Below are 24,292 nucleotides of genomic sequence, written 5' to 3'. Positions count from 1 at the left end.
GAATCTTCATTGCTATAGTATCTATTCTAGCGTCATTCTCTGTAGATAAACTGAAGGAACCCGCAGCCTCACTTCTCATACTGCGGAATCGGCTTTTTCGTGAGTTTCTTGGTGATCCAGGCAAAATGCGCATTGAGGTACTCACCGACGCGCTCACCGATGTATTTCTTGCCATAGTAATCCGGATGCAGGCCATCGGTCGTATAGTTGGCACGCAGCCAGCCATTGCTGTCGGCAAGCATCGTCGATACATCGACGCAGTAGCGCTGCTGCATGACCCAATCATTGACATACTGCATATGGACCTGCCAATCAGCAGGCGGCGCATCGATATGGGCACGCTTTACCATCAGCGTCGGATTGATAGGCGTTGCCGTCAGGAACACCGGGATGATGCCATAGGCATCGCATTTGTCGCGCATCGCCGCCAGGTTCTGCACCGTCGTCCAGCCGTTCACCGTGCCGCGATAGTCGTTGACTCCGCCCATGATGACCAGCACGCGCGGCGAGAACGGCAGGATATCGCGCTCAAAGCGCTCGAGCATATCAGCCGTGGTGTTGCCGCTATAGCCGATATTCTTGACCGGTACACTCGCATAGGACTCCCAGTCATAGAGCAGATACCCCGGCGGCACTGACATGGCACCGCCACCATGGGTGATGCTGTCGCCAAGAGCCGCAATCGGCGTCGGCCCCGTTACATCGAAGTACACTTTCTCCGACCACTCACTGGTCGGATTGCCAGCTGCATCTACGGAACGGACCTGCCAGAAATACTTGCCCGGCGTAGTGAAACCGCCTTCCTCATAGACATCATACTCGCCAGCACTCAGCGTGTGCACTAGGGAATTGCCCCAGCTGACCACGCGATAGACACTGACCTCATGATGCTTGGCACCAGCCAGCGGCACCCAGGAATAGACCGGATAGACCGGCGCGTAGTCCATATCCGCAAACTGGGTTGTCGGCTTCGGTGCCCGCGGATTGATCTCACCGCCATCGGTAAGGGGACGCGGCTTGGAAAAATGGCCGATTGCCCTGCCATTGTAGTCAAGGGCGCAGACCTTCCAATAGAAATTACCGGCCGCGCTGCCGAAACGGCTCAGATTGATATCGACACCATTCGTGAAGATCTGCTCCTGCGTCACAGCAATATTTGACGGGTCATCCTGCTCTGACCGCAGGATGACGACCTGATACTGCACTGCACTTGGCTGTTCCTTCCAGGTCAGCCGCACATTATGGATATTCGTGGCTGCTGGCTGGCGTGCTGCCGTTTTCGCTGCCGTATCTGCCATCTTGGCATTTTGCCCCAGCGCGATAACCCGCGAAGTATTGGCAGCCGTGCGCACCGTGCGGGCCGAGGTCGCCGTCGTGGCTGCCGACACCGGCTCTGCTCCGGCTAGCAGTCCAGCCGCCAGGCAAAGCGTCCCCGCCAGCAGCCATTTATTCTTTACCTTTATCTTCATAATATATATCAAACTCCATTCGTATAGTGCCACCTTCACAGCGACATTCATCATTATAGCACCTAGCCTTGGGATTATCAAAAGCAAATCTCGCATCTTCCCAATTCTTGAAGTTTTTTGAAAAAACAATCAACGCAAAAGGTCTTGCGACAGATGACATGACAGTTTATAATACAAGCATGCTCAGCTGTCATGACAAATACAGCTGCTACATCGCACTTATTCAGGAAAGAGGTTTTTATCATGATACTTGAACGACTGGAGCAGCTGCCTGTCGGCTCGTTCCACTACAAACTCCTGCTGGTCACAGGCCTTGGCTGGCTGTTTGATTCCATGGACACAGGCCTTATCGCCTTCGTGCTGCCGGTTCTGGCCAAGGAATGGAGCCTGACACCGGCACAGGTCGGCTGGATCGGCTCCATCGGCCTTATCGGCATGGCGCTCGGGGCCGTGCTTGCCGGTACCCTCGCTGACCATATCGGCCGCAAGAAGGTCTTCACGATCACGGTGCTGCTCTACAGCCTGTCTACCGGCATGTGCGCACTGTCCTGGAGCTATGAGTCGCTGCTGTTCTTCCGGTTCCTCGTCGGCTTCGGTCTCGGCGGCGAGCTGCCCGTAGCCGCCACGCTCATGAGCGAATATGCTCCGTCTCATCTGCGCGGCCGGTTCATCGTGTTGCTCGAAAGTTTCTGGGGCGTCGGCTGGCTCGTCGCGGCCTGCATCGCCTATCTCCTGATTCCGGCCTTTGGCTGGCAGATTGCCTTCGTGATTGGCACCTTGCCAGCGCTCTACGTCTTCTTGATTCGCCTGCATATGCCAGAATCGATCCGCTATCTGATTTCCAAAGACAGGATTGACGAGGCCAAGGAAATCATCCTGAGCCTCGAGCAGAAACTTCATGTCCCGAGCCAGCCCTTTGCCGCTGAGCTCAGCAACACCGAAAAGGGCAAGGACATCGCTGCGGCGCCGAAATTCACGACGCTCTGGACCAAGCCCTTCCGCACGCGCACGGCGATGCTCTGGCTCGCCTGGTTCGGCATCGTCTACAGCTACTATGGCATCTTCATGTGGCTACCATCGATTGTCTACGCCCAGGGCTTTGCCGTCGTCAAGACCTTCGAGTACGTGCTGATCATGACGCTGGCCCAGCTGCCAGGCTACTATGCCGCAGCCTGGCTCGTCGACATCATCGGCCGCAAGTACACGCTGTCCCTGTTCCTGCTGCTCTCCGGCATCTGCAGTTTCTTCTTCGGCAATGCCGCTGATGCCTCAGCGCTCCTGATGTGGGGCGCCGCCATGAGTTTCTTCAACCTTGGCGCCTGGGGTGTCATCTACACCTACACGCCGGAGCAGTATCCCACCGCCATCCGCGCCCTCGGCAGCGGCTGGGCCGCAGGCTTTGGCCGCATCGGCGGCATGCTCGCCCCGATGCTCGTCGGCATCATGCTCGCCAATGCGCTGGGCATGAGCTACATCTTCATGATGTTCGCCTCGGTACTCATTGTCGTCTCGGCCATCGTCGTCGGTCTCGGCAAGGAAAGCAAACAGAAGACGCTCGAAGAGCTCGAGGCAGCTCTCGATTCTTGATTCGTACCCACACGAAAGGCCCGGCTGTATCAGCCGGGCCTTTTTTGTCCGCTCAGTTTTCTGTCTCCCCCTCGAGTCTCAGGCCGCCTGTCACCTGCTGCATGAAAGCCTTGGGCGTCGTATGGAGATATTTCTTGAACACCGCACAGTAATTCTTATAGTCGCCAAAGCCAGTCTGCTCAGCTACTTCATAGACGCGCCAGGTGCCGGCCGCCAAAAGCTCGATGCTCTGCTGCAGCCGGTACTGGGCCAGCAGTGTGCCAAAGGTCTGGCCGGTCTCTTCCTTGATCTTGCGCGACAGGTAGCTCATAGATACTCCCTGCTCCGCCGCCAGCGTCTCGATGCTAAGCCGCCCCTGGTAGCCATTCTTGATGGCCGAAAGCACATGATGCACATAGGGATTGCCCGCATGGTACTCCTGGAATAGCGCCGGAATGGCTGGCGCCGCAGCTGGATCAGCTGCCGGCTCAGCGGCAATGCGCTGCAATACAGCGGCCAGCTCCTCCTCATCGACAGGTTTCAACAGATAGTCGGCAGCCTGCAGGCGCACAGCCTCCTGTGCGTACTCGAAATCGGCATAGCTCGTCAGGAAGACGATTTTCGCCGCACTATGCTCGCTATGGAGCTGCCGCGCAAGCTCCAAGCCGTCCATGCGCGGCATGCGGATATCAGTCAGCACCACATCAGGAGCCGTCTCGCGGATAGCCGCCAGCGCTGCCGCTCCATCAGCGGCCTCACCAACAACCTTGGCACCGAGCCGCAGCCAGTCGATCGTACAGACAAGACCGCGGCGAATGATTTCCTCATCTTCGACGATGAAGAGTTTCAGCATATTTCTTCCTCCTGTCTCGGCAGACGCATCTCCACGCGGGTACCACCGCCTGCCGGCTGCAAAAGCTTGAGCCCATAGGCCATGCCAAACATCAGCTGGATGCGGCGATGGACGTTGTAGATGCCCTTATGTATCGAGGTATTCTCGCCCTCCCGCAGCAGACGTTGCAGATGGGTAAATACCTCCGTTGTCATCCCCTGTCCCTTGTCCTCGATGACGACCATGAGATCGTCGCCAATCGCATTGACACTGAGCCGCACATCGATGGTTCCATCGGCAGCCTCGCCATACTTGATGGCATTTTCGAGCACTGGCTGGAATAAGAGTTTCGGGATATGGCAGCCATGGGACCGCTCGTCGACGTACTCCGTATAGTGGAGCCGCTCACCAAAGCGGTACTTCTGGATCTGCATATAGCTGTGCAGGTACTCAAGGTCCTTCGCGATCAGCACGCGCCGCACCTCGCTGTTGATACTGTACCGCAGCAGCGCCGACAGTGCCTGTATCATCTTCATGGCCGCATCGGCATCGAGCTTGACCATGAACTTGATGTTCTCCAGCGTGTTGAACAGGAAATGAGGATTGAACTGCGACTCCAGCTGCCGTACCTCCGAGATGACCGAGGCCCGTGTCTCTGCCTCCTTCTGGCGCATGAGCTCCTGCAGGCTCTCCGTCATGCGGTTGTACTCTTCCTCGATGATGGCCAGATCACTGCCTGCATGCACCTCCAGCTGCTGTCCCAGGCGTCCCTTCTTGACCTCCGCAAAGGCCGCCACGAGATCATCCACAGTCTTTGAGCGGGCACGGCTTTCCCGCCGCACGCTCACGAGGATGATGGGCACCATGATGAGCACGATGCCCAGCAGGATAGCAGCCCCCAGCAGGTAGCGCATCAACAAGTCCGTAACGGGCGACACCGCATAGACCGTATACCATTTGCCATCGCCACGGCTAAGGACCTTCTCACTGGTCACATAGTATTCACGGCCCTTGACCTGCACCAGGCCATTGCCAGCCGAGCAGAATGGCTCAGTCACTTTATTCATATGCACGGCATAGGAACCGCCCGCTGTGATCTGCGCATTGTCAAAGGAATCGGCCACGATAAAATCCAGCCGGTCAGAGGTGATGTTGCGCTGCAGATATTCCCCGGGAATCAGGAAGAAGAACCAACCCACAGTCTTGCCTTGATGCCTGACGGCCTGCCCCACCAGCAGATCATGGATTCCCGTATCGCCCCGCGTCACGAACTCAATCACAGGCTGCCCGGGGCTCTGCTCCATGCGGTGCAGGATGCCCCATTCGTGATGGAAGGGCGCCAGCGTCTCCGGCAGCAGCTCATTGCTGCCCAGCAGCACCTGGCCCTCATTATCGAGCAGATAGAACTGCGTGCCATCATGGGCGATGTTCACCTCATGATAGAGGTAGCTATAGATTTCCGCCCGCCGTTTCGGATCCTGCTGCCACGCGTTCAGATCTTCCGCCGTCTGCAGCGTCTCCACAGCCAGTTCTGTGCGCTGCCAGTAGTCCGCAAAGATTCCCTGCATGACCTCGGCCACCACAGCCCGCTTTTCATGATTGGTCCCGGTCACGTAGTGCTCCCAGCTGAACAACATCAGTAAAGAACCTAGCACCGCAAGTATCAGCACCGGTACTAATGCATATTTCGTCAGCGCGCGCCTGACTTCCTCCTGAAAAGTATGCTGCATCTTCTTCCCTCCGACTATTACTGTCTCTATTATAGCGGACTTGCAGTCCAAACAAAAGGGTGCTGCCCAGCAGCACCCTGTCGTAATCCGTTATTTGTCTTACTGCACGCTCGTGAAGATATCCTTGAACTTATCGAGCCATGCTTTCTTGTTCTTGTTGACGACTTCCTCGTTATCGGTAATCGTGTTGATCTGGGATTTCTCCAGCAGACCTACCGGTGCCGGAACATCATCGCGGACACTGCGGCGATGGAGTTTCTGCGTGATCAGCGTCTGAGCATTCTTGCTCGTGATGAAGTCGATGAACTTCTTGGCGTTGGCCATGTGTTTAGCATTCTTGATGATGTAGATGCCATCCGGTTTGGAGATGACGCCCTCTTTCATGTAGACGAGCTTGACATGAGCACCGTCAGCAACGTATTTTGCGCCGCCTTCCTCGAAGGTGCAGCCTACAGCATACTCACCATCAGCTACGCCTTTGTAGACCGCCGAGGAACCAGACAGCAGCTTGCCATCAAGGTTCGCGCAGAATTTCTTGATATAGTCCCAGCCTTGGTCAGGATCGCCTTTGCCCATGGCATAGAGCATGTTGATCAGATGCTCATAGGAGGACGAGGATTTTGACGGGTCAGCCATGGCAATCTTGCCCTTGAGTGCCGGATTCAGGAGATCCTCATAGCCCTCTACCTTGACATCGCCGATGAGGTCCGTATTGACCATGATGACGCTCGGGATATCCGTAAAGCGCGTGATGGATCCTTCCTCGTTCTTGAATGCCTGCTGGACATGATCCTCATTGGCGGATTTATACTGTTCAAAGAGGTCAGCCTTCGGTTTCATCGTCGACAGCGAACCGCCCCAGAAGATATCAGCCAATGGATTGGCCTTCTCCGACTCCACGCGTTTCAAGAGCTCGCCGGTACCAGCAGCAACGACCTCAACCTTGACGCCGCTTTCCTTCTCAAACTCCTCCACGAGCGGATTGATGAAGGACAATGGATGCGGGCAGTAGATGACAATCTTGTTCTCATCGTCGCCGCTGCCAGCCGAACCCTTTGCCGCCTGCTTGTCGCCACCGCCGCAGCCGGCAAAACACGTGGTCAGCATTGCCGCGCCCAGGAGCGTGGCAATAATCTTCTTGAGTTTCATGAGATATTCCTCCTTTTACTATGACATGTCATTTATAACGTCACATCGCGGCGGCCGGACACCTTGAAGAAGATGACCATGGCCGTGATTGTCGTTACCGTAAGGATCGTAGACAGCGCCGCTGCCGTGCCGTAGCTGGCACGGATGACCTCGGTGTAGATGGCGACCGACATCGTCTTGGTCGCGCCCGTGAACAGGATGACCGAGGAACTCAGCTCATTGATGGCCGTAATCCACGAGATGATGGCGCCACTCATGACACCGGGCAGCATCATGACAGCCGTGACCTTGAAGAAGGTCTTGACTGGCGATGCGCCGAGACTGATGGACGCCTCCTCGAGGCTCGGGCTCAGCTGGTAAAGGATAGCTGAGCTCGAGCGCAGGGTATACGGGAGACGCCGAATCACAAGGGAGATGATTATGATGAGGGCTGTACCGGAAAGCAGCATCGGCTCTTCATTGAAGGCCAATAGCAGCGTGATACCCAGGACAGACCCTGGGATGATATAGGGGAACATCGTCAGGGTGTCGATGATATCGGTCAGCCAGCTCTTGCGACGCGTAGTCAGATAGGCAACCGTCATGCCCAGGAACACGATGGCCATCATGGCCGCCGTGCTGAACATATAGGTGTTCGAAACAGCTGTGCCCAGCTCATTGAAGATGCGGATATAGCTGTCAAAGGAATAACCATCGATGAAGATCGAACCGTTCGTCTTGAGGAAGGACGTGTAGATGACGACAAGCTGCGGAATCATCGACAGGCCAACAAGGGTGTAGATGCATACATGCATGATGACATTCTTTATACCATGCAAAGCACCCATCTGCATGGGACGCAGCGAGCTCATGGTAAACGACTTGCGGTTGACCACGTATTTCTGCAGCATGAATATCGTCGAGGTAATCAGCACCATGATGGCCGCCATCGCCGCTGCGAAGTTCGCCTGGTCACCGACCTCATTGATGAACTCCGAATAAATCATGACCGGCATGACGTTAAAGCCCTCGCCGATCAGCATCGGCGTACCGAAATCAGCCATGGCATTCATGAAGACCATCAAGGCACCGGCCAGGATTGTCGGCGTGATGAGCGGCAGGATGATCGTCACGACCTTGCGGATGCCGCTGCAGCCAAGGCTTTCCGCCGCCTCGATGAGCGCCGAGTCGATGTTCTTCATCGCGCCAGCCACATAGAGGTAGATGAACGGATAAAGCTTGAGCGTCAATACCAGCAGGATGCCCGCAAAGCCATAGATTGACGGGAAATCGATGCCGTACTCAGCCAGCCACTTGGTCAGGATGCCGCTGCGGCCGCCAATCAGGATCCACGAATACGCGCCGATGAACGGCGGCGATAAGAGCGAGATGATGATACAGATCTCGACGATGCTCCGCCCCTTGACGCGGTAAAGCGTCATGAAGTAGGCCAGCGCCGTGCCGATGATGACGGCCAGTATCGTCACGCTCGTCGTGACCGAGAAACTGTTGATCATCGACTGGTAGTAATATTTGCGTTCAAAGAAGTGCGCGAAGTTCTGCATCGACCAGGCGCCGGTGGCGGCATCCTGGAAGGCGCTGACGAACAGCGCAAACAGCGGATAGATCAGGAACAGGCCAAAGATTATGATGGATAACAGCGTAACCCAGGCCCAGAAGTCCCACCGGAAACGTCTATTCATTTTCCACCACACCTTCCATCAGACTGCGGCTGCCATCGGCAATGAACACATTGACCTTCATGGCATTCGGTTTCAGATAGACCGTATCGCCCACCTCAAGGATCTTCTCCGCATGGCCGAGATCCTGGCTGAACTCAATCGAAGGCTGATTCGGCAGGATCATTTCCTCGGGGAAACTCAGGCTGTAGTTCACATACTTGCCAAGGAATACTTTCGTCGCCACCTGGCAGCGGACGCCTTCGCCCTCGCCGCAGATAGCAAACTCCTCCGGACGCACCGAGATGATGACCTCCTGTCCGTCCGCAGCTTCCTCGCCAAGCGTCGTCATCGGCAGCCGGAACCCATCGGCAAACACCACCGTCTTGCCGGCGCCATCAGCCTCGATATGACCCTTGAAGAGATTCGAATGACCGATAAACGTCGAGACGAAGATGTTGTAGGGACGGGTGTAGATCGTATGCGGCGACGCTGTCTGCTGGATGACGCCCTTCTTCATGACCGCGATACGGTCAGAAATCGACAGGGCCTCTTCCTGGTCATGGGTGACATAGACCGTCGTGATGCCGACCTGTTTCTGAACCTCACGGATGGCGGAGCGCATTTCCACACGCAGCTTCGCATCGAGGTTCGACAGCGGCTCGTCCATCAGCAGCACGCTCGGATGGATGACGATGGCCCGCGCCAGCGCCACACGCTGCTGCTGGCCGCCCGACAGCCGCTCAGGCAGGCGGTCTTGATACTCAGTGATCTGCACGACATCGAGGATCTTATCGACCTTCGCCTTCATCTCATCCTTCGGCATCTTGCGGAGCTTCAGTCCATACTCGACATTCTCACGCACGGTAAGATGCGGGAAGATAGCATAGCTCTGGAAGACCATGCCGATGTTGCGCTTATGGGCAGGGATATCGTTGATGACCTGCTCGTTAAATTTGATTTCTCCGCCCTCGATGCTGTTAAATCCCGCAATCATGCGCAGAAGCGTCGTCTTTCCACAGCCCGACGGCCCCAGCAGCGTAAAGAACTCCCCATTATGGATATGCTCGGTAAGACCGGGGATGATGGTAAGATCCCCATACTTCTTGACGACATTATCCACGGATATGGCAACACTCATCTGGAACTCCTCCATTCCATTGTTTCTTCTTGTTTTCTGCTATGACTTTATTTTATCGGAGTAATAAAGTTGAAACAATCCAAAATAATGGATATTTGTCGTCAAAAATGAACCAATCACCGCGAGGTTATCTCTCACATTCTCGGAGTAGTAGTACGATGCTAAACAAGCAAGTATTGAAAAAAGCAGACGCTTCAGCGTGTCCGCATCTATCAGTAACACCTCCACTTCGGGTTGGCCAATCGACCGCGCTTGCGCTTGGCCTCAAAGCACCTTTCTGCGAGGATGTTCATTCCAAATACAACAAAAAGCCACCCTTTTGGTCGAGGGTGGCTTTTTCGTATGTCTACCTATTAATTTACTCAGCCAATCGCAATCGTATAGCTGAATTTCTTTTCTTCGCCTGGTGCCAACTCTTCGCTGCCTTCACGGTCTTTGAAGTCACCATCAAAGTCCACGTAGTCAGCATGGCCATGCCAAGGCTCGATGCAGAGAAACGGTGCGCCGCCCTTGTCCGGCGTCCAGTAGCCCCAGTATGGGAACCCTTTGGCCTCGACGGTCAGGCACTTCTCGCTCTTCGTCGAGCGCAGGCTGACTGCATCAGACTTCTGCCCGTCATAGGCCAGGGCATCGTTGCGGAACATCTCGTAGTTCAAGGGCATTTTCGTGCCCTTGACGGCCATATCGCCGTATTCATGCTGGAACTGGCCTTTGCTGTCAAGCGGCAGGTTCCGCATGTCCTCAGCCTCTTGGAACTCGAGGTAGTAGTCCTCGAACTTCTCCCCCGGCACGATTGGGCAGCGGAAGGCACCATGCGCACCGATTGAGAATACCATGTGTTTCTCGTCAAGGTTCTTGACACGCCAGATTACCTTGACCTTGTTTTCCTCGAGCTCATAGCCGACATTGAGCTCAAACTTCCACGGATAGACCTTGAGTGTCTCCTCGGACCAGCCCAGGGCGAACTCGATGCTGTCCTTCTGGCGGGACACGAGCTCGAACTCGGAGATGCGGCCAAAGCCGTGTCCTGGCAGCTCGTATTCGTTGCCGCTCACACGGTACTTGCCATCGCGCAGCTTGCCGACAATCGGGAACAAGACCGGCGAACTGTACTTCCACCATTCAGGATTGCCATCCCAGAGGTATTCGGTCTCGTCAGCCCGCTCCTTGATGGAGCGCAGTTCTGCGCCCTGGCTGCGCACCAGCACGCAAAGTGTTTCGTTTTCTAATGTATAGAGCATCTAAGGACTCCTCTCGCTATGAAAATATGCTGTTCTTATCCAATTATACCATTAGCACGCAAGACGGCCTTGACACTTTCGGCACTCTTATGGAGCATTTCCTCTTCAGCAGCCGGCAGATGCAGCGGCACGCGTTTCAGCACACCGCCCTTGCCGATGACGCTTGGCAGGGACAGCGATACATCCTCGATACCGTACTCGCCATGGAGCGGCGTCGAAACGGTCAGCACGGCATGCTCATCGTAGAGCACAGCCTTGGCCAGACGGCAGGCGCCCATCGCGATGCCCGTGTTGGTCCAGCCCTTCGACTGCAGCACATCATACGCCGTGTTGACGACCTCACCAGCCACCTTTTCCCGGTCAAACTGCTCTTCGTGGTCATAGAACTCATCGAGCTCCGCCAGCGGCACACCGCCGATGCTGACCGTGCTCCAAGCCGGGAACGCCGAGTTGCCATGCTCGCCGAGCATGTAGCCCTGCACATCTGTCGGATCCACATGGTAATGCGCACCGAGGATGCTCTTGAAACGCAGCGTCTCCAGCGTCGTGCCCGTGCCGAACAGGCGGCCTTCCGGATAGCCGAACTCCGTCGCTGCCACATGCGTCGTAACATCGAGGGGATTCGTGATCATGATGAATACGGCCTCCCGCGTATACTTCGTCACTTCGCTCATGACGTCGCGGATGACTGCCGCATTCTCCTTGGCCAGCGTCAAGCGATCCATGACACCACCTGGCATGATGCTGGGGCCAGCCGCGCAAATGATGACATCCGCGTCATGACATTCCTCAAAGCCGCCCGCATATACATGAACATTCGGCGTCAGCGCACAGGCAATCGAATGCGTCGCGTCGACAGCCTCACCATGAGCCACCTCCGGCTTGATATCGATGCAGACGATTTCCGCTGCCAGCTGGCAGGCAATTGCCCGCGCCAGTACCGCCGAGCCAACATGTCCGAGTCCAATGATTGCTAATTTGTGTGGTTTTAACATAGTTGCACCTCTCCTTTGTCACTTATTTTAGCACAATTTACACTGTATGGAAACATGTCTACTATCAAAAACCAAACATTGTCAAACAATCACAGCAAAAGCAAAAATAATCCCCATCGCTGTTTTGTGCGATGGGGATTCATCAAGGGAATTACAATCACATTCAACCTTTGCGGGCAATGAGCCGCTGCGCCTTGACCGCAATGTTTTCTGCCGTCAGGCCGTGCTCAGCCAGCAATTCTTCTGCCGAAGCCGAATGGCCGAAACAATCGCGGACACCGATGCGGCATACAGGCGTCGGGCATTGCTCAGCCAGTACTGCACAGACTGCCTCGCCGAGACCACCGATGATATTGTGCTCTTCGACGGTGACGATGGCACCGCACTCCTTGGCGGCCTGCCGTACGCATTCCTCATCCAGCGGCTTGATAGTCGCCATGTTGATGACCCGGGCCTCGATGCCCTGGGCAGCCAGTTTTTCCGCCGCCTTGACGGCCTCGGGCACCAGGATGCCCGTAGCGATCAGTGCGACATCACGGCCGTCGCGCAGGACTTCTGCCTTGCCGATGGCAAGCTCTGCCGTCTCGTCATGGAAGACCGGCACGCCCAGCCGTCCAAACCGCATGTAGACAGGCCCTTCCATCTCATAGGCTGCCCGCAGGAGCTTGCGCGCCTCGACATCGTCGGAGGGGCAGAGCACCGTCATGCCAGGGATACTGCGCATCAGCGCGAAGTCTTCGCAGCACTGATGGGTCGCTCCGTCGGCGCCCACGGAAATGCCTGCATGCGTCGCACAGATCTTGACATTGAGATGGGGATACCCAATGCCATTGCGCACCTGCTCAAAAGCACGCCCAGCGGCAAACATGGCAAAGGTGGAAACAACGGGGACTAGTCCCATCGCTGCCATGCCGGCAGCCGCGCTCATCATATTACCCTCAGCGATGCCGCAGTCGAAAAAGCGCTCGGGAAACTCCTTCTTGAACATACCGGAGCGGGTGGCTCCGGCCAGATCGGCATCCATGACGACAATCTCCTGATGCTCACGGCCAAGTTCCACGAGAGCACGGCCGAAACTGTCACGCGTCGCAATCTTCTTCTGTTCTGCCATGCCTCAACCCTCCTTCAACTGCTGCCGGATGGCAGCCAAATCCTTGAGTCCCTGCTCCAGCTCGGCGTCATTCGGCGCTTTGCCATGCCAGCCCGCATTGTTTTCCATGAAACTGACACCTTTACCCTTGACCGTCTTCATCAGGATGACCGTCGGCCGGCCACTGCCCTGGTTCGCATGGAACCGCGCAAAGCCCTTGGCGATACCTTCAAAGTCATGACCATCGACCGTGATGGTATCAAAGCCGAATGCCGCAAATTTCGCATCGAGGGGCGCAGTGTTCATTACCTCAGCCGTCGGCCCATCAATCTGCAGGCCATTGACATCGACAGCCACGCAGAGATTGTCGAGCTTGTAGTGGGCAGCGTAGAGCGCTGCCTCCCACACCTCGCCTTCGGCGCATTCGCCATCACCGATCAGCACATGCACATGGATGTCCTTGCCCAGTACCTTTGCGCCCTTGGCCATGCCGACAGCCGCGCCGATGCCTTGGCCTAATGAGCCCGAGGACATATCGATGCCCGGCGTATCGTTCATGTTCGGATGTCCCTGCAGATGTGATGTCGGTTTGCGCAGCGTCAGCAAATCTTCCAGCGGAAAGTAGCCCTTATGTGCCAGCACTGCGTAAAGTGCCGGCACCACATGGCCCTTCGACAATACGAAACGGTCGCGATCTTCCCAATTGGGCTCATCCGGACGGACATTCATTTCCCGATTGTAGAGCCAGACCAGATAATCGGTGGCTGACAGGCTGCCACCTGGATGGCCGTTGCCAGCGGCATGAGTCATGCGCAGGATATCCTCACGCACCGTGACCGCCAGCTCCGGCAGATTCTGTATTTCCATCATGATTTACAGCTCCATTACTTGATCAGATTGATAACATTGCCAAGGATCGTGCCGACGACGCAGAAGTCTGCATCGCTGAAGGTCGTGTTGGCAAAACCGAGGTTGCCGAGAACCGGCATCAAGAGAATCGGCAGGAACGTGATCAGCAGACCATGAGCCATAGCGCCGAAGATGCAGCCGCGCAGGCCGCCCGTTGCGTTGCCGAATACACCAGCCGTAGCGCCGCAGAAGAAGTGCGGGACAACACTCGGCAGGATGATTGGCAGCCACGGCATCGACGAGCCCATCATCAACAGGATGCCCATGCCGATGACGCCGCCGACAAAGCTCGACAGGAAGCCGATGAGTACGGCATTCGGAGCGAACGGGAAGACAACCGGGCAGTCGATAGCCGGTTTAGCATTCGGGACAAGGGTCGTAGCGATACCCGTGAATGCCGGGACGATTTCTGCCAGGATCAGGCGGACACCAGCGAGGATGACATAGACACCGCCAGCAAAGGTGATAGCCTGCAGGATGGAGAATACCAGGAAATTCTGGCCGCCGCTGAGTTCTTTCTCAACATATTCCGGGCCGCAAGCCAGGGCGACAATCAGGAACAATACGAGCATGACCAGCGAGATAGCCAGCGACGAGTCACGCAGGAAAGCGAGGCCCTGTGGGAAGTTGATATCCTCCGTGCTCTGCTCTTTGTTGCCAAGCAGTTTGCCGATATAAGCAGCAAATACATAACCAACCGTACCGAAATGACCGAAGGCAACATCATCGCTGCCCGAAATCTTCTTCATGACCGGATGGGCAATAGCCGGGAAAAGAGCCATGACCAGGCCGAGGATAGCTGCACCGACAGCTACGAGAGTTGCCCCTTCGAAGCCACCGACCGTCAGGATGATACCGATCATGCAAGCCATGTAGAGCGTATGATGACCCGTGAGGAAGATGAACTTGAGCGGCGTGAAACGCGCAATGAGAACGTTGGCAACCATACCAAAAGCCATGATGAGTGCTGTCTGCGTGCCATACGTCTCCAGAGCCATGCCTACGATGGCCTCATTGTGCGGAACGACGCCCGTGATGCCAAAACCATACTGGAACATCGTGCCGAAATGCCCCAACGACGTCACAGCCAGACCGGCGCCACCGCCGAGAATCAAAACGCCCATAACCGTCTTGATCGAACCCTTGAGTACATCCGAAATCCCCTTCTTCTGTACGACGAGGCCGATAAAGGAAACTAAACCGATGAGTATTGCCGGTACACTTAAAATATCGAGAATAAATTTTAACACCGTAAATCCCCCTTTTATTATTTAGTTATGATAGCTGTTTCATCCCTGCGAAACCTTTTCTACGGCCGCAGTGATCTTTTCCTTGAGCTCCTGCTTGTCGATCATGTTGTTGAGCGATACCACCTCGCCGCCCAAGCCTACAAGCTGCGTCGCGATGTCGCGCGTGCCGACATAGATATCGGACTTATTGCCGGCAGCCGACGAAAGATCGCAGTGCGTAACCTCCGCCTCGACACCAAGCTCCTTGAGTACGTTCTTGATGTTCATCTCAATCATGAATGAACTGCCAAGACCGCTGCCACAACATACGAGAATCTTCATTTTCCTTCGTCTCCTTTCAAGATTGCCATAGCCTCCCCAACTGTCTTTGCAGCCAGGAAATTATCCAAACACTCCGGCACCATAAGGAAATCCGTGAGTGCCTCTAACATTTTGAGATGTTTCCTCTCATCCGGCGTTGCCAGCGTGATGACGAGCCGCACGGGATCATTGTGGGCACTGCCAAACTCCACGGGCTCCTTGAGCGTCATAAGCGTCAGCCCCATATCCTTGGCCCCGCACTCGGGACGCGCATGAGCCAGCATGATGCCCGGTGCTATGACCATGTACGGCATTTCCCGATGGTTCTGCTTGATGGCCTCCACATACGCAGGCTCGATGACCCCGCGCTGCAAGAGCGGCTGCGCACCGCGTTCAATGGCTGCCTCCCAATCCTTGCAGGACTCTCCGAGCAGGATATCCTGCTCGCCAACGAAATCCTCCAGCATGCCATCGCCTCCTTTCTCTATCCTCTGGCTGCCTCCCTGCCGCCATGTCTTTCATCCACGCTCTCATTATACGAATGAAAACCAGCCACAACAAGAACAAAAGCTTGCACAATACTTGTGCAAGCTTTCAGATTCCTTATGCTTTTTGCAGGAACTGCTGCAGCTGATGCCGCATGGCTGCCGCATCGGCGCAGGTATGCAGCGACCGCAGCATGCTCTCGCTGTTGAATACCCGCCAAAGGTCCGAGAGCAGCGGCAGATGTGCCTTCTCACTCGTAGTCGAGAAGGCGAACAGCATATCGACAGGACGCTGGTCATCGCTGAACAGCACCGGCTCCTTGAGCCGGAGGAAACTCACGGCCACCTTGTGCGCGCCGTCCTCGATATGCGCATGGGGCATCGCCACACCATCGCAGACAACGATATAGGGGCCGATGTTGCGCACCACCCGGACCATCTGCCGCACATAATGCTCGGTAACCGCCCCATCGGCCAGCAACAGATTGCCCGCCTGGGTGACGGCATCCTCCCAGTCAGCCGCCTGGCCATCGAGACAGATGAGATCTTCGCGCAAAAGTTCCACGAGGCCGCGTTCCTTGGTCAGTGCCTGTCCCGGCAGCGGCTCCGTCATGTATTTCTTATGATAGAAATAGCGGATCTGCCCCTCGATGACCTGGATGCCCGCATCGGTAAGGATTGGCGAGACGCGCAGCACCGCCATCCCCGGCGGTACCTTCTGGATGTCGACCGTGCTGATGATGATATCCACATGCGCCATATCCTCTTCTGAAAGGCGGTAGAGCGAAACCGTCTTGACGATCTGGATATAGGGCAGGTTGTTGCGCAGTGTCATGGCCAGCAGATTGGCCGTGCCGATGCCATTGCCGCAGACCAGCAACACCGACAACTGCTTTTTGCGCTGCAGGTTGCGGCGCTCGACAGCCGCCCCGAGATGGATGGTCAGATAGCCGATCTCATCTTCCGAAAAGGCGATGCCCATATGCTCAGTAATCTTGGCCGCGGCACGATTGGCGATATCGTAGAGCGACGCGTACTGCTCCTTGATGCTGCCCAGCAACGGATTCGTCAGCATGATGCCGAAATGCGCCCGCTCGATGGCCGGCTGCAGGTGCAAGGCCAGATTGTAGAGCAGCTCATCGTCGTCGAGGTAGAAATCGCCGAGCCATACCTGCGCATACTCGATAAAACGCCGCGCAAGATCGACGGCCTCGACATTGACATCCTTGGGCTGACGCCGCCTGTCATCCCCCGACAGGAAGAAGATGCGGCTGTGCAGCAGTTCGCGAACCAGATACTGCATCTCGCCCGGCTGGCGGAAACCGCGCTGCAGCTCATCTAGCGACTGCGCAATCTCGCCAGCGAGCCGTTTGAGCTGCTCCCCCTCATCCGACAGGAATCCCAGCGGTGCCTGATAGCTCATGTCATGGCCCTGCTGCAGCCGCTTGAACTGCACCAAGAGCGCACAGATCATGCGATTGGCCGACGAGTCATTCTCCAGGAGACCACGCCGCTCCATAAGCTCCAGGAAAAAATGCGCGATCTGCTCGACGGGCAGATCCTGCACATAATCCCGGAAAAGTTCCTGCCCCGCAGGACAGGGACCATCAAAATCAAAATGACCACGGAAATCGTAGCTTGCCCGATTGAAGATATGGATGAGCATATCGCGGCAGGCCTGCTCATCCCCATGTGCCCAGATGCCCAAGCCACGCTTGGAATCGTAGACGAGATTGCGTTTCTCGAGGATTTCCTGCACGTCCTTGAGGTCAGCCAGCAGCGTCGTGCGGCTGATGTCGAGCATCTCCGCCAGGCCGTCAATCGAGCATTTCTGCTCGCCAAGCAAGGCCAGGATGATGCGGTCCTGCCGCTCCTTGCGTCCAAGGATATGCTGCTCCACATGCGTGCTGCCCGTACAGTCGGCACTCTCGAGCCACATCCCCCGCCGTGGCTGACGGCAGAGTACCATGCCCTGCTCTGCCAGCTCGCCCTCAATCTCCTTGAGGTCATAATGTACCGTACGCACCGATACCTGCAACAGCTTGGCCAACTGATTTATCGTTATCGGCAAGTCGCGTGAAGTTCCCGCCAGCGCTTTCCCCAGCCGCCGTCTGCGTTCATTATTCTCCACATCATCGCCTCCCTATACTTTTCCCCATAATATATAAAGTATAAAGTGTCCTCGCTGATGCGACAAGTACGATTCTTTGCATGCACCCTGTGCAACATTCCGACCATTTGTCATTTCTGCGCCATCAAGCCTTGCTAGCGGTCACGAGACCTTGGCCAGCCTGCTCAAGGATTCGCATCTGCGCCAGGGTCTGCGCCTCAGTCACCAGCGGCGGCGCACCATGGAGGATAGTCTCGTAGAGCGCATCGTAGAAACGCGCATAGTCGCCGCGCACCGACGGCACCTTCTCCTCATGATAGCCGCCCTGCTCATCGTAATAAGTCAGCGTGCCATAATGCTCTGGCAGGTCAAGGCCAAAATCTGCATGCCCCTGGGGCAGATAGAATTTCTTGAGATCGGCCTCCTGCCGGTCCTCTGTCTGCTTGATGAAGACGCCGCGGCGGCCATAGACTGAAAAGCTTGGCCGAGGCTTGACGCGGAAATAGCTGGACTTGACAGAGACCTTCAACCGGCGCGCTGCATATTCAAAGTCCAGATCGAAATAATCATTCATGCGGCCATCACCCAAGAGCTGCCGCACATCACTATGGACTTCATCGGGCTCACCGAAGAATGACAGCACCTGATCCACCGTATGGCAGGCATGGGTATAGAGAAAGGCCGCTTCCCTGCTGAAACCTGCCGCACGTTCCGGCACCTCAGGACGGTAATAATCATAATGCATGTTGACCTCATATAGCTCGCCGAGCTTGCCGGATGCTATGACCTGCTGCACCGTGAGGAAATCGCTGTCAAAGCGGCGGTTCTGATAACACTGCACCATAAGCCCCTTCTCCCGGGCCAGCGCAAAGATTTCCTGCGCCTCTGCTACGCTTACGGCAAAAGGTTTCTCGACCACACAATGCTTGCCAGCCTCCAGCACCTGACGTGCCAGCTCCACATGGCTGCCAGCTGGGGTACTGAGGACAACCACCTGGATCTCAGGATCCTGGAGCAGCTCATCGATATTTTCCGTATAACATACACCTGCAACAACCGGCCAGACATCATGACGCACACGGCGCTGATAGATTGTCTTGACCCGGATTTTCTCCGGCCGGTTCAGCACAAACGGCAGATGATAGCGGTTCGTGCTCTTGCCATTCCCAATGAATCCAATCACAAGCTGCTTTTCCATACGAATCCCTCCGAATCACATGCAAATACACTATTCACGCTCGTATTATATCATACCCTGGGCGGCAAAGCATACAAAAAAGGCCATCCTCATACGCGGATGACCTTGATATTCTTGCGATAGAAGCCGTAGATGCCAGCCAGCAGCACGGCCGTGATTGTCCAGCTCAGCGGGTAGCAGACCATGATATTGCTGAATGTCGGCTCAGCGGCAAAGACCGTATAGATCCAGACGATGCGGACACCGCAGACCGTCGCGAGCATCAGCAGCGCTGGCGGCAGGGAGTAGCCATAGCCACGCATGGCGCCTGAAAAGCCTTCGATGAACACGCAGACTGCATAGAACCCGACAATATAGAATACGCGGATGCGGCCGATTTCGATGATAGACGCCACATCGTTGAAGAACGCCAGCAGATGGTCTGCCAGCAGGCAAGCCGATCCCGATAGCAGCACAATCACCACCATGCCGACCTGCATGCCGACACGCGTGACCTGACGGCAGCGCGGCAGATTGCCGGCACCATAATTCTGGCTCACGAAGGTCGTGATGGACTGGCCGAACGCAATCAAGAATACATAGATATTGATTTCGATGATGAATGCTGCCGCAGAAGCCGCCATGACCTCGGCACCCAGGCTGTTGATGGCTGCCTGGATTACAAGGTTCGACAGCGAGAACACCATGCCCTGGATGCCTGCTGGCAGACCGATCCGCAGGATTTCCTGCGCATAAGGCCAAATCATGCGGATAGCTCCAGGCTCAATGCGGATGATGCCATGCTCATGGCAGAGACTATGATAGAGCATCCAGGCACTCACATAGTTCGCCAGCGAGGTAGCCGCGGCCACACCAGCAATGCCCCAATCCAGCAGCAGTACCGCTGCGAGGTTGCCCACTATATTGAGCAAGCTCGCCACCGCCAGCGCTTTGAGCGGCGTCTGCGTATCGCCCCGGCTGCGATAGATGGCCGACTCGAAGTTGTAAAGACCGATAGCCGGCATCCCCAGGAGATAGATGCGCAGATACAGTGCCGCGGGCTCCATGACCTCATCGGGAACTGCCAGCGCCCGCAGCATCGGCTCGGCCATAAGCTCGCCAACCGCCGCTACGGCCAGGCCAAAAATCATTGCCAGCAAAAACGACGTATGCACAGCCCGCGTCGTCTCCTTTAGATTATGCGCGCCGATAAACCGCGCAATCACGACATTTGCTCCCAGGGACACGCCCATGAACAGATTGACGAGCAAGCCGATAATCGGGGAATTATTGCCGACAGCAGCCAGCGCATTCGTACCGACATACTGCCCTAGCACCAGCACATCCGCCGTGTTGAATAGCTGCTGCAGGATGCCCGTCAAAGCCAAGGGCAGCGCAAACAAAAACATCGGCCCCGCAATCGGCCCATGCAGCATATCAATCGTATGATTCACTTTCATTTTCCAGATACCTTCTTAGTTACAGAATCCCAAATTCTTCCATCGTATCTGACATTATATACCCAACTGCCCGCCTTCTGTCAACCGTTTATCGATAAGCCCGCGGTCAAGCAGCAATTGACAAGTCAAAAAATACTTATCAGGTTTTGACATTCTGCCGATAGTATCTATGGATATGATTTTTTAGAAGTGGAGGTACTACCATGGATATTCAAATCCGCAATCTGTCTGAATCTGCTGTCTCTGCCCCAAGTCCCCAGCCGGCTGCCGAAGCCCATGAATCATTCCGGGATATTATGGGCGAATTTACCGCAGGGCAGCAGCCCCCCTCGCCATCGCCTGCCACCCCGCATGCCGATTTATCCCTCATTCAGCCTGCGGCCAGCCAGGATACTGTGGATAGTATCAAGGCACAAACCCAGCACAATCTAAGCTGGCAGGCATATTACACCTTGGGCGGTCATTTCAAACTTGGAGAGCGTTTCACTATGCCGCACATGCTGCCAAGCTACGAGGAAGCTGTCCGTGCCATAGGCCCCGGCGGGCCGTATTCCGTGGAAGCAGTCAGTAACTGTATCCTCAGCATGGCCGCTCATGTCGCACAAGGAAATCCCGAAAAGATTGCAGAAATCCGTCAGGAAATCGAGAAAGCCGTCGCCATCTTCCGCCGTGATTATCAAGCAGCAACCAAAGAGAAAGACCTGCCCCAAATCTGCCTGTCTACCTACGACGCCATCATGACCGGCCTCGACAAGCTCCAGGCAAAATACACGCAAAACAACGAAGCAGCCGCACAGACTGCCTAAAGTAAACTGTCAGCAATGATACAACTCTATAGCTGAATCGCAATACACGGGAAAGCCCCCATAATCAGACGTAAAATCTGACTTATGGGGGCTATTGTATCTGCATAGCACTTACCAGCCATTTGGCATTATCAATTTACCGGAAATCAAATTCATCCTTATGCGTTGACCAGTCGATTGGCGCTACCGTCACGCCCGTGTACATGACAATTACAACATCCGGTTTGTTCTCAGCAATATACGCTTTGACACTACCGGTAAAATGACGGATATCCAACAGCATTACATTTCTTACACCTAAAGCTAAAAAGGGAGCCATGGTATCACAAAAAGAATCGCGAATCATAAGCACTTTTTTATCCGATGGTGGCATCAGCATGTTTTCAATATTGACGATGGCCCTGTCAGCATGGCCATACATCCCGTATGGGTTAAGATTATAATAATCTCTGCGTTCTATGGGTTCTTTGTCATAAGTTATTTCAAAAGTTCCAATCCTATCGATTTTCAATTCGGGAACTTCAAAATGTATCTGTGTCGTAAATTTCGGCAGCAAGATAGGAAAATCATCCGGAATTGCTCTGGATAACGTCGCTCGTTTCCCCTGACTACCTAAAAAAAATCTTGGCAGGACTTCCATATCAAAATCCTGCAAATCATAATGGCTATCATCCACTACTATGCCATATTCCTTTAATCTGGCACCTACTACCTTTGCCGCCCGCAAAGCTGTTTCCGGTTTCCAGTGATGGTCTGTCCTAAAGAAATACTCATGATAGTTTCGCTGTTCTGCCTGCGCCCAATTATACAAATCCTTCCTTAGATCCAAGGTAGCTATGCCCTGTGCTTCCAACTGTGCCAGCAAATCGTCACAATTCTGATTGGTAAAATCAAAAATGCCATTAACCGCAAAATCTCCATACGGGTCTACCTTAAACGGAGCCTGTATATACAGGAACTGGCCGCCGTGTTCTGTCACTTCCTGTGCTAAGCCAGCCAGAACAGCAGACCTTTCCTGCATGGCTTCTTTGTCCCTAGGGTAACAGAACGTCCATGCACCATCTCCCAACGAAAGCAGAGAATCCTTGCCCTGACTGGGCAGCCCCCAGCCAATTTCATCCGCATATCCACGTCCAGCCTCAGCCAGTTTGTAATAGCCCATCAAGTATTTGCCTGTCCAATCATCAATTTTCTTTTCAACCTTTTCCGCTTTCTTCTCTACCTTTTGAGCTAACTGCCAATCCTGCTTGTCCATGCGGTCAATATCCGCAAACGGATATGCTCGAGCCCAATCGATTTTCTCACTTTCTTTCCGTGGCTCTTTCCGTGGCTTTTCTCTTTGCAACTCCTCATTGCCACATAATACCGTTTGCGTGATGAGATTGTCCATATGAGCCCGCTTTACGAGAATCTGCCGTGTCCCTAGCCTCACAAACACCGTCAGCATCACCAATACCAGCAATCCTGCCGCACAGAGCATCAAGCCCTGCCGTTTATTGATTTTTCGCATCCCTGCTCCCCCTTAGAAATTAAAGTAAATAAATGGATTATAGCTGGAGCTGACAGCTACCACCAAAGTCAGCACAAACAGCCCCAGTGCCGCCACCGGTTCTGCATTCTCCACCAATTTGCCGCCATATTTTTTCAGCCACGGGAACACCGGCAGGGAAAAGACAATGCCAGCTACCAGCACGCTGTAGGTCTGCCCCAGATAAAGCCGAAAATAATCATCAGCCAAGCCCAAACTGCCAAAACCAAACATCACACCGATATAATGCAAGCCTGCCGTGAAAGTCTCCGAACGGAACATCACCCAGCCAATCATCACCGCCGCCATAGCATAGATATGGGACAGTACTCCTAACTTTTCTGGCAAACGGGTGAATTTTTCGACCATCAGCAAAACAAAGTAAAACAATCCCCAGGCGAGGAAGGTATAATTGGCCCCATGCCAGATGCCCGTGAGCGCCCAAACCACAAAGAGATTCAGCACCCAACGCCACTTAGAACAGCGATTGCCGCCCAAGGGAATATAGACGTAATCCCGAAACCACGAACCCAGGGAAATATGCCACCGCCGCCAAAACTCCGTGGCGCTTTTGGCAATATATGGATAGTTGAAGTTTTCAGCAAAGTGAAAGCCAAACATCCGCCCAAGGCCGATAGCCATATCCGAATACCCCGAGAAATCAAAGTAAATCTGCAAAGTATAGGCCACAGCCCCAAGCCATGCCGTTCCCACCGAAAGACTACCATTCATAGCAAAGATAGTATCTGCAAGCTGGCCCATATAATTAGCAATCAGCACCTTTTTCGCCAAGCCATAGATAAAACGCATCATGCCCTCACTAAAATCCATGAGGTTTTCCTGCCGTCCCATTATTTCTGCGGCTATCGCATCATAACGTACGATTGGCCCGGCAATGAGCTGCGGGAACAACGCTACATAAAGGCCCAAATTCAGAACGCTCCGCTGAGCCTCGGCCTTGCCGTAGTAAACATCAAATAAGTAAGACAACAGCTGAAAGGTAAAAAAAGAAATACCGATAGGCAGAGCAATGGCAAAGTCCTCTAAGCTGCCAACCAGCAAACCAAGTTGTCCCAGTACAAAAGTCAAATATTTAAACACAAAGAGCAGGCCCACATGAAACGTCACGCCTGCTACCAACCACCATTTGCGCCGGCCGTTATGCAAATGACAACCAATAGCATAACCAATGCCAATAGAAATCAGCATCAAGAACACAAACACTGGCTCACCCCAAGCATAGAACAACAAACTAGCCAACAGCAAAAATACATTACGAAACTTCCGCCCTCTTAGCCAAGGATTGTAATAGATACATAAAGTCAACGGCAAAAACAGAAATAAAAATACTGTGGATGAAAAAACCAAACAGAACGCCTCCCATGAAATTTTGTGG

Annotated in this window: 20 protein-coding genes; 2 read left to right on the top strand and 18 right to left on the bottom strand. The window is 54.6% G+C overall.

Features of this window, described 5'->3' with window-relative positions; translation table 11 throughout:
* Positions 1–68: 68 nt before the first annotated feature.
* Positions 69–1,469: a GDSL-type esterase/lipase family protein gene (locus tag BM322_RS09955; protein ID WP_075430092.1), complete on the bottom strand. Its 1,401-nt coding sequence runs from the start codon at positions 1,467–1,469 to the stop codon at positions 69–71.
* Between the two features lie 243 nt (positions 1,470–1,712).
* On the opposite strand from BM322_RS09955, the gene BM322_RS09950 reads away from it, so the two are divergent.
* Complete coding sequence (locus BM322_RS09950; protein ID WP_075430090.1) at positions 1,713–3,056, top strand: MFS transporter; 1,344 nt, start codon at positions 1,713–1,715, stop codon at positions 3,054–3,056.
* Positions 3,057–3,108: 52 nt separating this feature from the next.
* Here the strand turns inward: BM322_RS09950 and BM322_RS09945 are convergent, their stop codons facing one another.
* The 15 genes from BM322_RS09945 to BM322_RS09875 form a co-directional block, all read right to left on the bottom strand.
* Positions 3,109–3,888 carry a response regulator gene (locus tag BM322_RS09945; RefSeq protein ID WP_075430088.1) on the bottom strand — a complete coding sequence of 260 codons (780 nt, stop codon included), beginning with the start codon at positions 3,886–3,888 and terminating at the stop codon, positions 3,109–3,111.
* Positions 3,882–5,597 (bottom strand): sensor histidine kinase, encoded by a 1,716-nt coding sequence (locus tag BM322_RS09940; RefSeq protein ID WP_075430086.1) that lies wholly within the window; start codon positions 5,595–5,597, stop codon positions 3,882–3,884. Before BM322_RS09940 ends, BM322_RS09945 begins: the two co-directional genes overlap by 7 nt.
* Before the next feature lie 99 nt (positions 5,598–5,696).
* Positions 5,697–6,746, bottom strand: coding sequence for an ABC transporter substrate-binding protein (locus BM322_RS09935; RefSeq protein ID WP_075430084.1), 1,050 nt, complete (start codon positions 6,744–6,746; stop codon positions 5,697–5,699).
* Positions 6,747–6,778: 32 nt separating this feature from the next.
* Positions 6,779–8,428 (bottom strand): iron ABC transporter permease, encoded by a 1,650-nt coding sequence (locus BM322_RS09930; RefSeq protein WP_075430082.1) that lies wholly within the window; start codon positions 8,426–8,428, stop codon positions 6,779–6,781.
* Positions 8,421–9,545, bottom strand: coding sequence for an ABC transporter ATP-binding protein (locus BM322_RS09925; RefSeq protein ID WP_075430115.1), 1,125 nt, complete (start codon positions 9,543–9,545; stop codon positions 8,421–8,423). The genes BM322_RS09930 and BM322_RS09925 overlap by 8 nt, the downstream gene beginning before the upstream one ends.
* Positions 9,546–9,907: 362 nt before the next feature.
* Positions 9,908–10,786 (bottom strand): aldose 1-epimerase family protein, encoded by an 879-nt coding sequence (locus tag BM322_RS09920; RefSeq protein ID WP_075430080.1) that lies wholly within the window; start codon positions 10,784–10,786, stop codon positions 9,908–9,910.
* Between the two features lie 35 nt (positions 10,787–10,821).
* Entirely contained in the window at positions 10,822–11,781 is a 960-nt protein-coding gene (locus BM322_RS09915) for an L-lactate dehydrogenase (RefSeq protein ID WP_075430078.1), read from the bottom strand.
* A gap of 163 nt (positions 11,782–11,944) precedes the next feature.
* Positions 11,945–12,892 (bottom strand): transketolase family protein, encoded by a 948-nt coding sequence (locus tag BM322_RS09910; protein ID WP_075430076.1) that lies wholly within the window; start codon positions 12,890–12,892, stop codon positions 11,945–11,947.
* Between the two features lie 3 nt (positions 12,893–12,895).
* The gene (locus BM322_RS09905; protein ID WP_407047833.1) at positions 12,896–13,738 is read right to left on the bottom strand and encodes a transketolase; all 843 of its coding nucleotides are present in this window, start codon (positions 13,736–13,738) and stop codon (positions 12,896–12,898) included.
* A 17-nt stretch (positions 13,739–13,755) separates the two neighbouring features.
* A complete protein-coding gene (locus BM322_RS09900) occupies positions 13,756–15,030 on the bottom strand; it encodes a PTS ascorbate transporter subunit IIC (protein ID WP_075430072.1) in 1,275 nt (424 codons plus the stop codon).
* 39 nt (positions 15,031–15,069) lie between these two features.
* A complete protein-coding gene (locus BM322_RS09895; RefSeq protein WP_075430070.1) occupies positions 15,070–15,351 on the bottom strand; it encodes a PTS sugar transporter subunit IIB in 282 nt (93 codons plus the stop codon).
* Positions 15,348–15,797, bottom strand: a complete 450-nt coding sequence (locus BM322_RS09890; protein ID WP_075430068.1) for a PTS sugar transporter subunit IIA — start codon at positions 15,795–15,797, stop codon at positions 15,348–15,350. Before BM322_RS09890 ends, BM322_RS09895 begins: the two co-directional genes overlap by 4 nt.
* Before the next feature lie 136 nt (positions 15,798–15,933).
* On the bottom strand, positions 15,934–17,946 hold the full coding sequence (locus BM322_RS09885) for a BglG family transcription antiterminator (protein ID WP_075430066.1): 2,013 nt from the start codon (positions 17,944–17,946) through the stop codon (positions 15,934–15,936).
* A 124-nt stretch (positions 17,947–18,070) separates the two neighbouring features.
* On the bottom strand, positions 18,071–19,123 hold the full coding sequence (locus BM322_RS09880) for a Gfo/Idh/MocA family oxidoreductase (RefSeq protein WP_075430064.1): 1,053 nt from the start codon (positions 19,121–19,123) through the stop codon (positions 18,071–18,073).
* 89 nt (positions 19,124–19,212) lie between these two features.
* Positions 19,213–20,562: an MATE family efflux transporter gene (locus BM322_RS09875; protein ID WP_075430062.1), complete on the bottom strand. Its 1,350-nt coding sequence runs from the start codon at positions 20,560–20,562 to the stop codon at positions 19,213–19,215.
* 203 nt (positions 20,563–20,765) lie between these two features.
* On the opposite strand from BM322_RS09875, the gene BM322_RS09870 reads away from it, so the two are divergent.
* The gene (locus tag BM322_RS09870) at positions 20,766–21,368 is read left to right on the top strand and encodes a hypothetical protein (protein ID WP_075430060.1); all 603 of its coding nucleotides are present in this window, start codon (positions 20,766–20,768) and stop codon (positions 21,366–21,368) included.
* A gap of 136 nt (positions 21,369–21,504) precedes the next feature.
* Here the strand turns inward: BM322_RS09870 and BM322_RS09865 are convergent, their stop codons facing one another.
* Together BM322_RS09865 and BM322_RS09860 are read right to left on the bottom strand one after the other, a co-directional pair.
* Complete coding sequence (locus BM322_RS09865) at positions 21,505–22,878, bottom strand: DHHW family protein (RefSeq protein WP_075430058.1); 1,374 nt, start codon at positions 22,876–22,878, stop codon at positions 21,505–21,507.
* A 12-nt stretch (positions 22,879–22,890) separates the two neighbouring features.
* Entirely contained in the window at positions 22,891–24,264 is a 1,374-nt protein-coding gene (locus BM322_RS09860; protein ID WP_075430056.1) for an MBOAT family protein, read from the bottom strand.
* Positions 24,265–24,292: the final 28 nt, after the last annotated feature.

This window comes from Selenomonas sp. GACV-9 (assembly GCA_900116485.1).
GTDB lineage: Bacteria > Bacillota > Negativicutes > Selenomonadales > Selenomonadaceae > Selenomonas_A > Selenomonas_A ruminantium_G.
This window is presented reverse-complemented; position numbering and strand designations above follow the sequence as displayed.

Bases quoted from the DNA above. Each gene is read 5' to 3' on its own strand.
- BM322_RS09880 (WP_075430064.1), bottom strand. From the start codon at position 19,123: ATGGAAAAGCAGCTTGTGATTGGATTCATTGGGAATGGCAAGAGCACG.
- BM322_RS09875 (WP_075430062.1), bottom strand. From the start codon at position 20,562: ATGAAAGTGAATCATACGATTGATATGCTGCATGGGCCGATTGCGGGG.
- BM322_RS09895 (WP_075430070.1), bottom strand. From the start codon at position 15,351: ATGAAGATTCTCGTATGTTGTGGCAGCGGTCTTGGCAGTTCATTCATG.
- BM322_RS09945 (WP_075430088.1), bottom strand. From the start codon at position 3,888: ATGCTGAAACTCTTCATCGTCGAAGATGAGGAAATCATTCGCCGCGGT.
- BM322_RS09925 (WP_075430115.1), bottom strand. From the start codon at position 9,545: ATGAGTGTTGCCATATCCGTGGATAATGTCGTCAAGAAGTATGGGGAT.
- BM322_RS09935 (WP_075430084.1), bottom strand. From the start codon at position 6,746: ATGAAACTCAAGAAGATTATTGCCACGCTCCTGGGCGCGGCAATGCTG.
- BM322_RS09955 (WP_075430092.1), bottom strand. From the start codon at position 1,469: ATGAAGATAAAGGTAAAGAATAAATGGCTGCTGGCGGGGACGCTTTGC.
- BM322_RS09905 (WP_407047833.1), bottom strand. From the start codon at position 13,738: ATGGAAATACAGAATCTGCCGGAGCTGGCGGTCACGGTGCGTGAGGAT.
- BM322_RS09870 (WP_075430060.1), top strand. From the start codon at position 20,766: ATGGATATTCAAATCCGCAATCTGTCTGAATCTGCTGTCTCTGCCCCA.
- BM322_RS09890 (WP_075430068.1), bottom strand. From the start codon at position 15,797: ATGCTGGAGGATTTCGTTGGCGAGCAGGATATCCTGCTCGGAGAGTCC.
- BM322_RS09910 (WP_075430076.1), bottom strand. From the start codon at position 12,892: ATGGCAGAACAGAAGAAGATTGCGACGCGTGACAGTTTCGGCCGTGCT.
- BM322_RS09930 (WP_075430082.1), bottom strand. From the start codon at position 8,428: ATGAATAGACGTTTCCGGTGGGACTTCTGGGCCTGGGTTACGCTGTTA.
- BM322_RS09950 (WP_075430090.1), top strand. From the start codon at position 1,713: ATGATACTTGAACGACTGGAGCAGCTGCCTGTCGGCTCGTTCCACTAC.
- BM322_RS09915 (WP_075430078.1), bottom strand. From the start codon at position 11,781: ATGTTAAAACCACACAAATTAGCAATCATTGGACTCGGACATGTTGGC.
- BM322_RS09940 (WP_075430086.1), bottom strand. From the start codon at position 5,597: ATGCAGCATACTTTTCAGGAGGAAGTCAGGCGCGCGCTGACGAAATAT.
- BM322_RS09920 (WP_075430080.1), bottom strand. From the start codon at position 10,786: ATGCTCTATACATTAGAAAACGAAACACTTTGCGTGCTGGTGCGCAGC.
- BM322_RS09865 (WP_075430058.1), bottom strand. From the start codon at position 22,878: ATGCGAAAAATCAATAAACGGCAGGGCTTGATGCTCTGTGCGGCAGGA.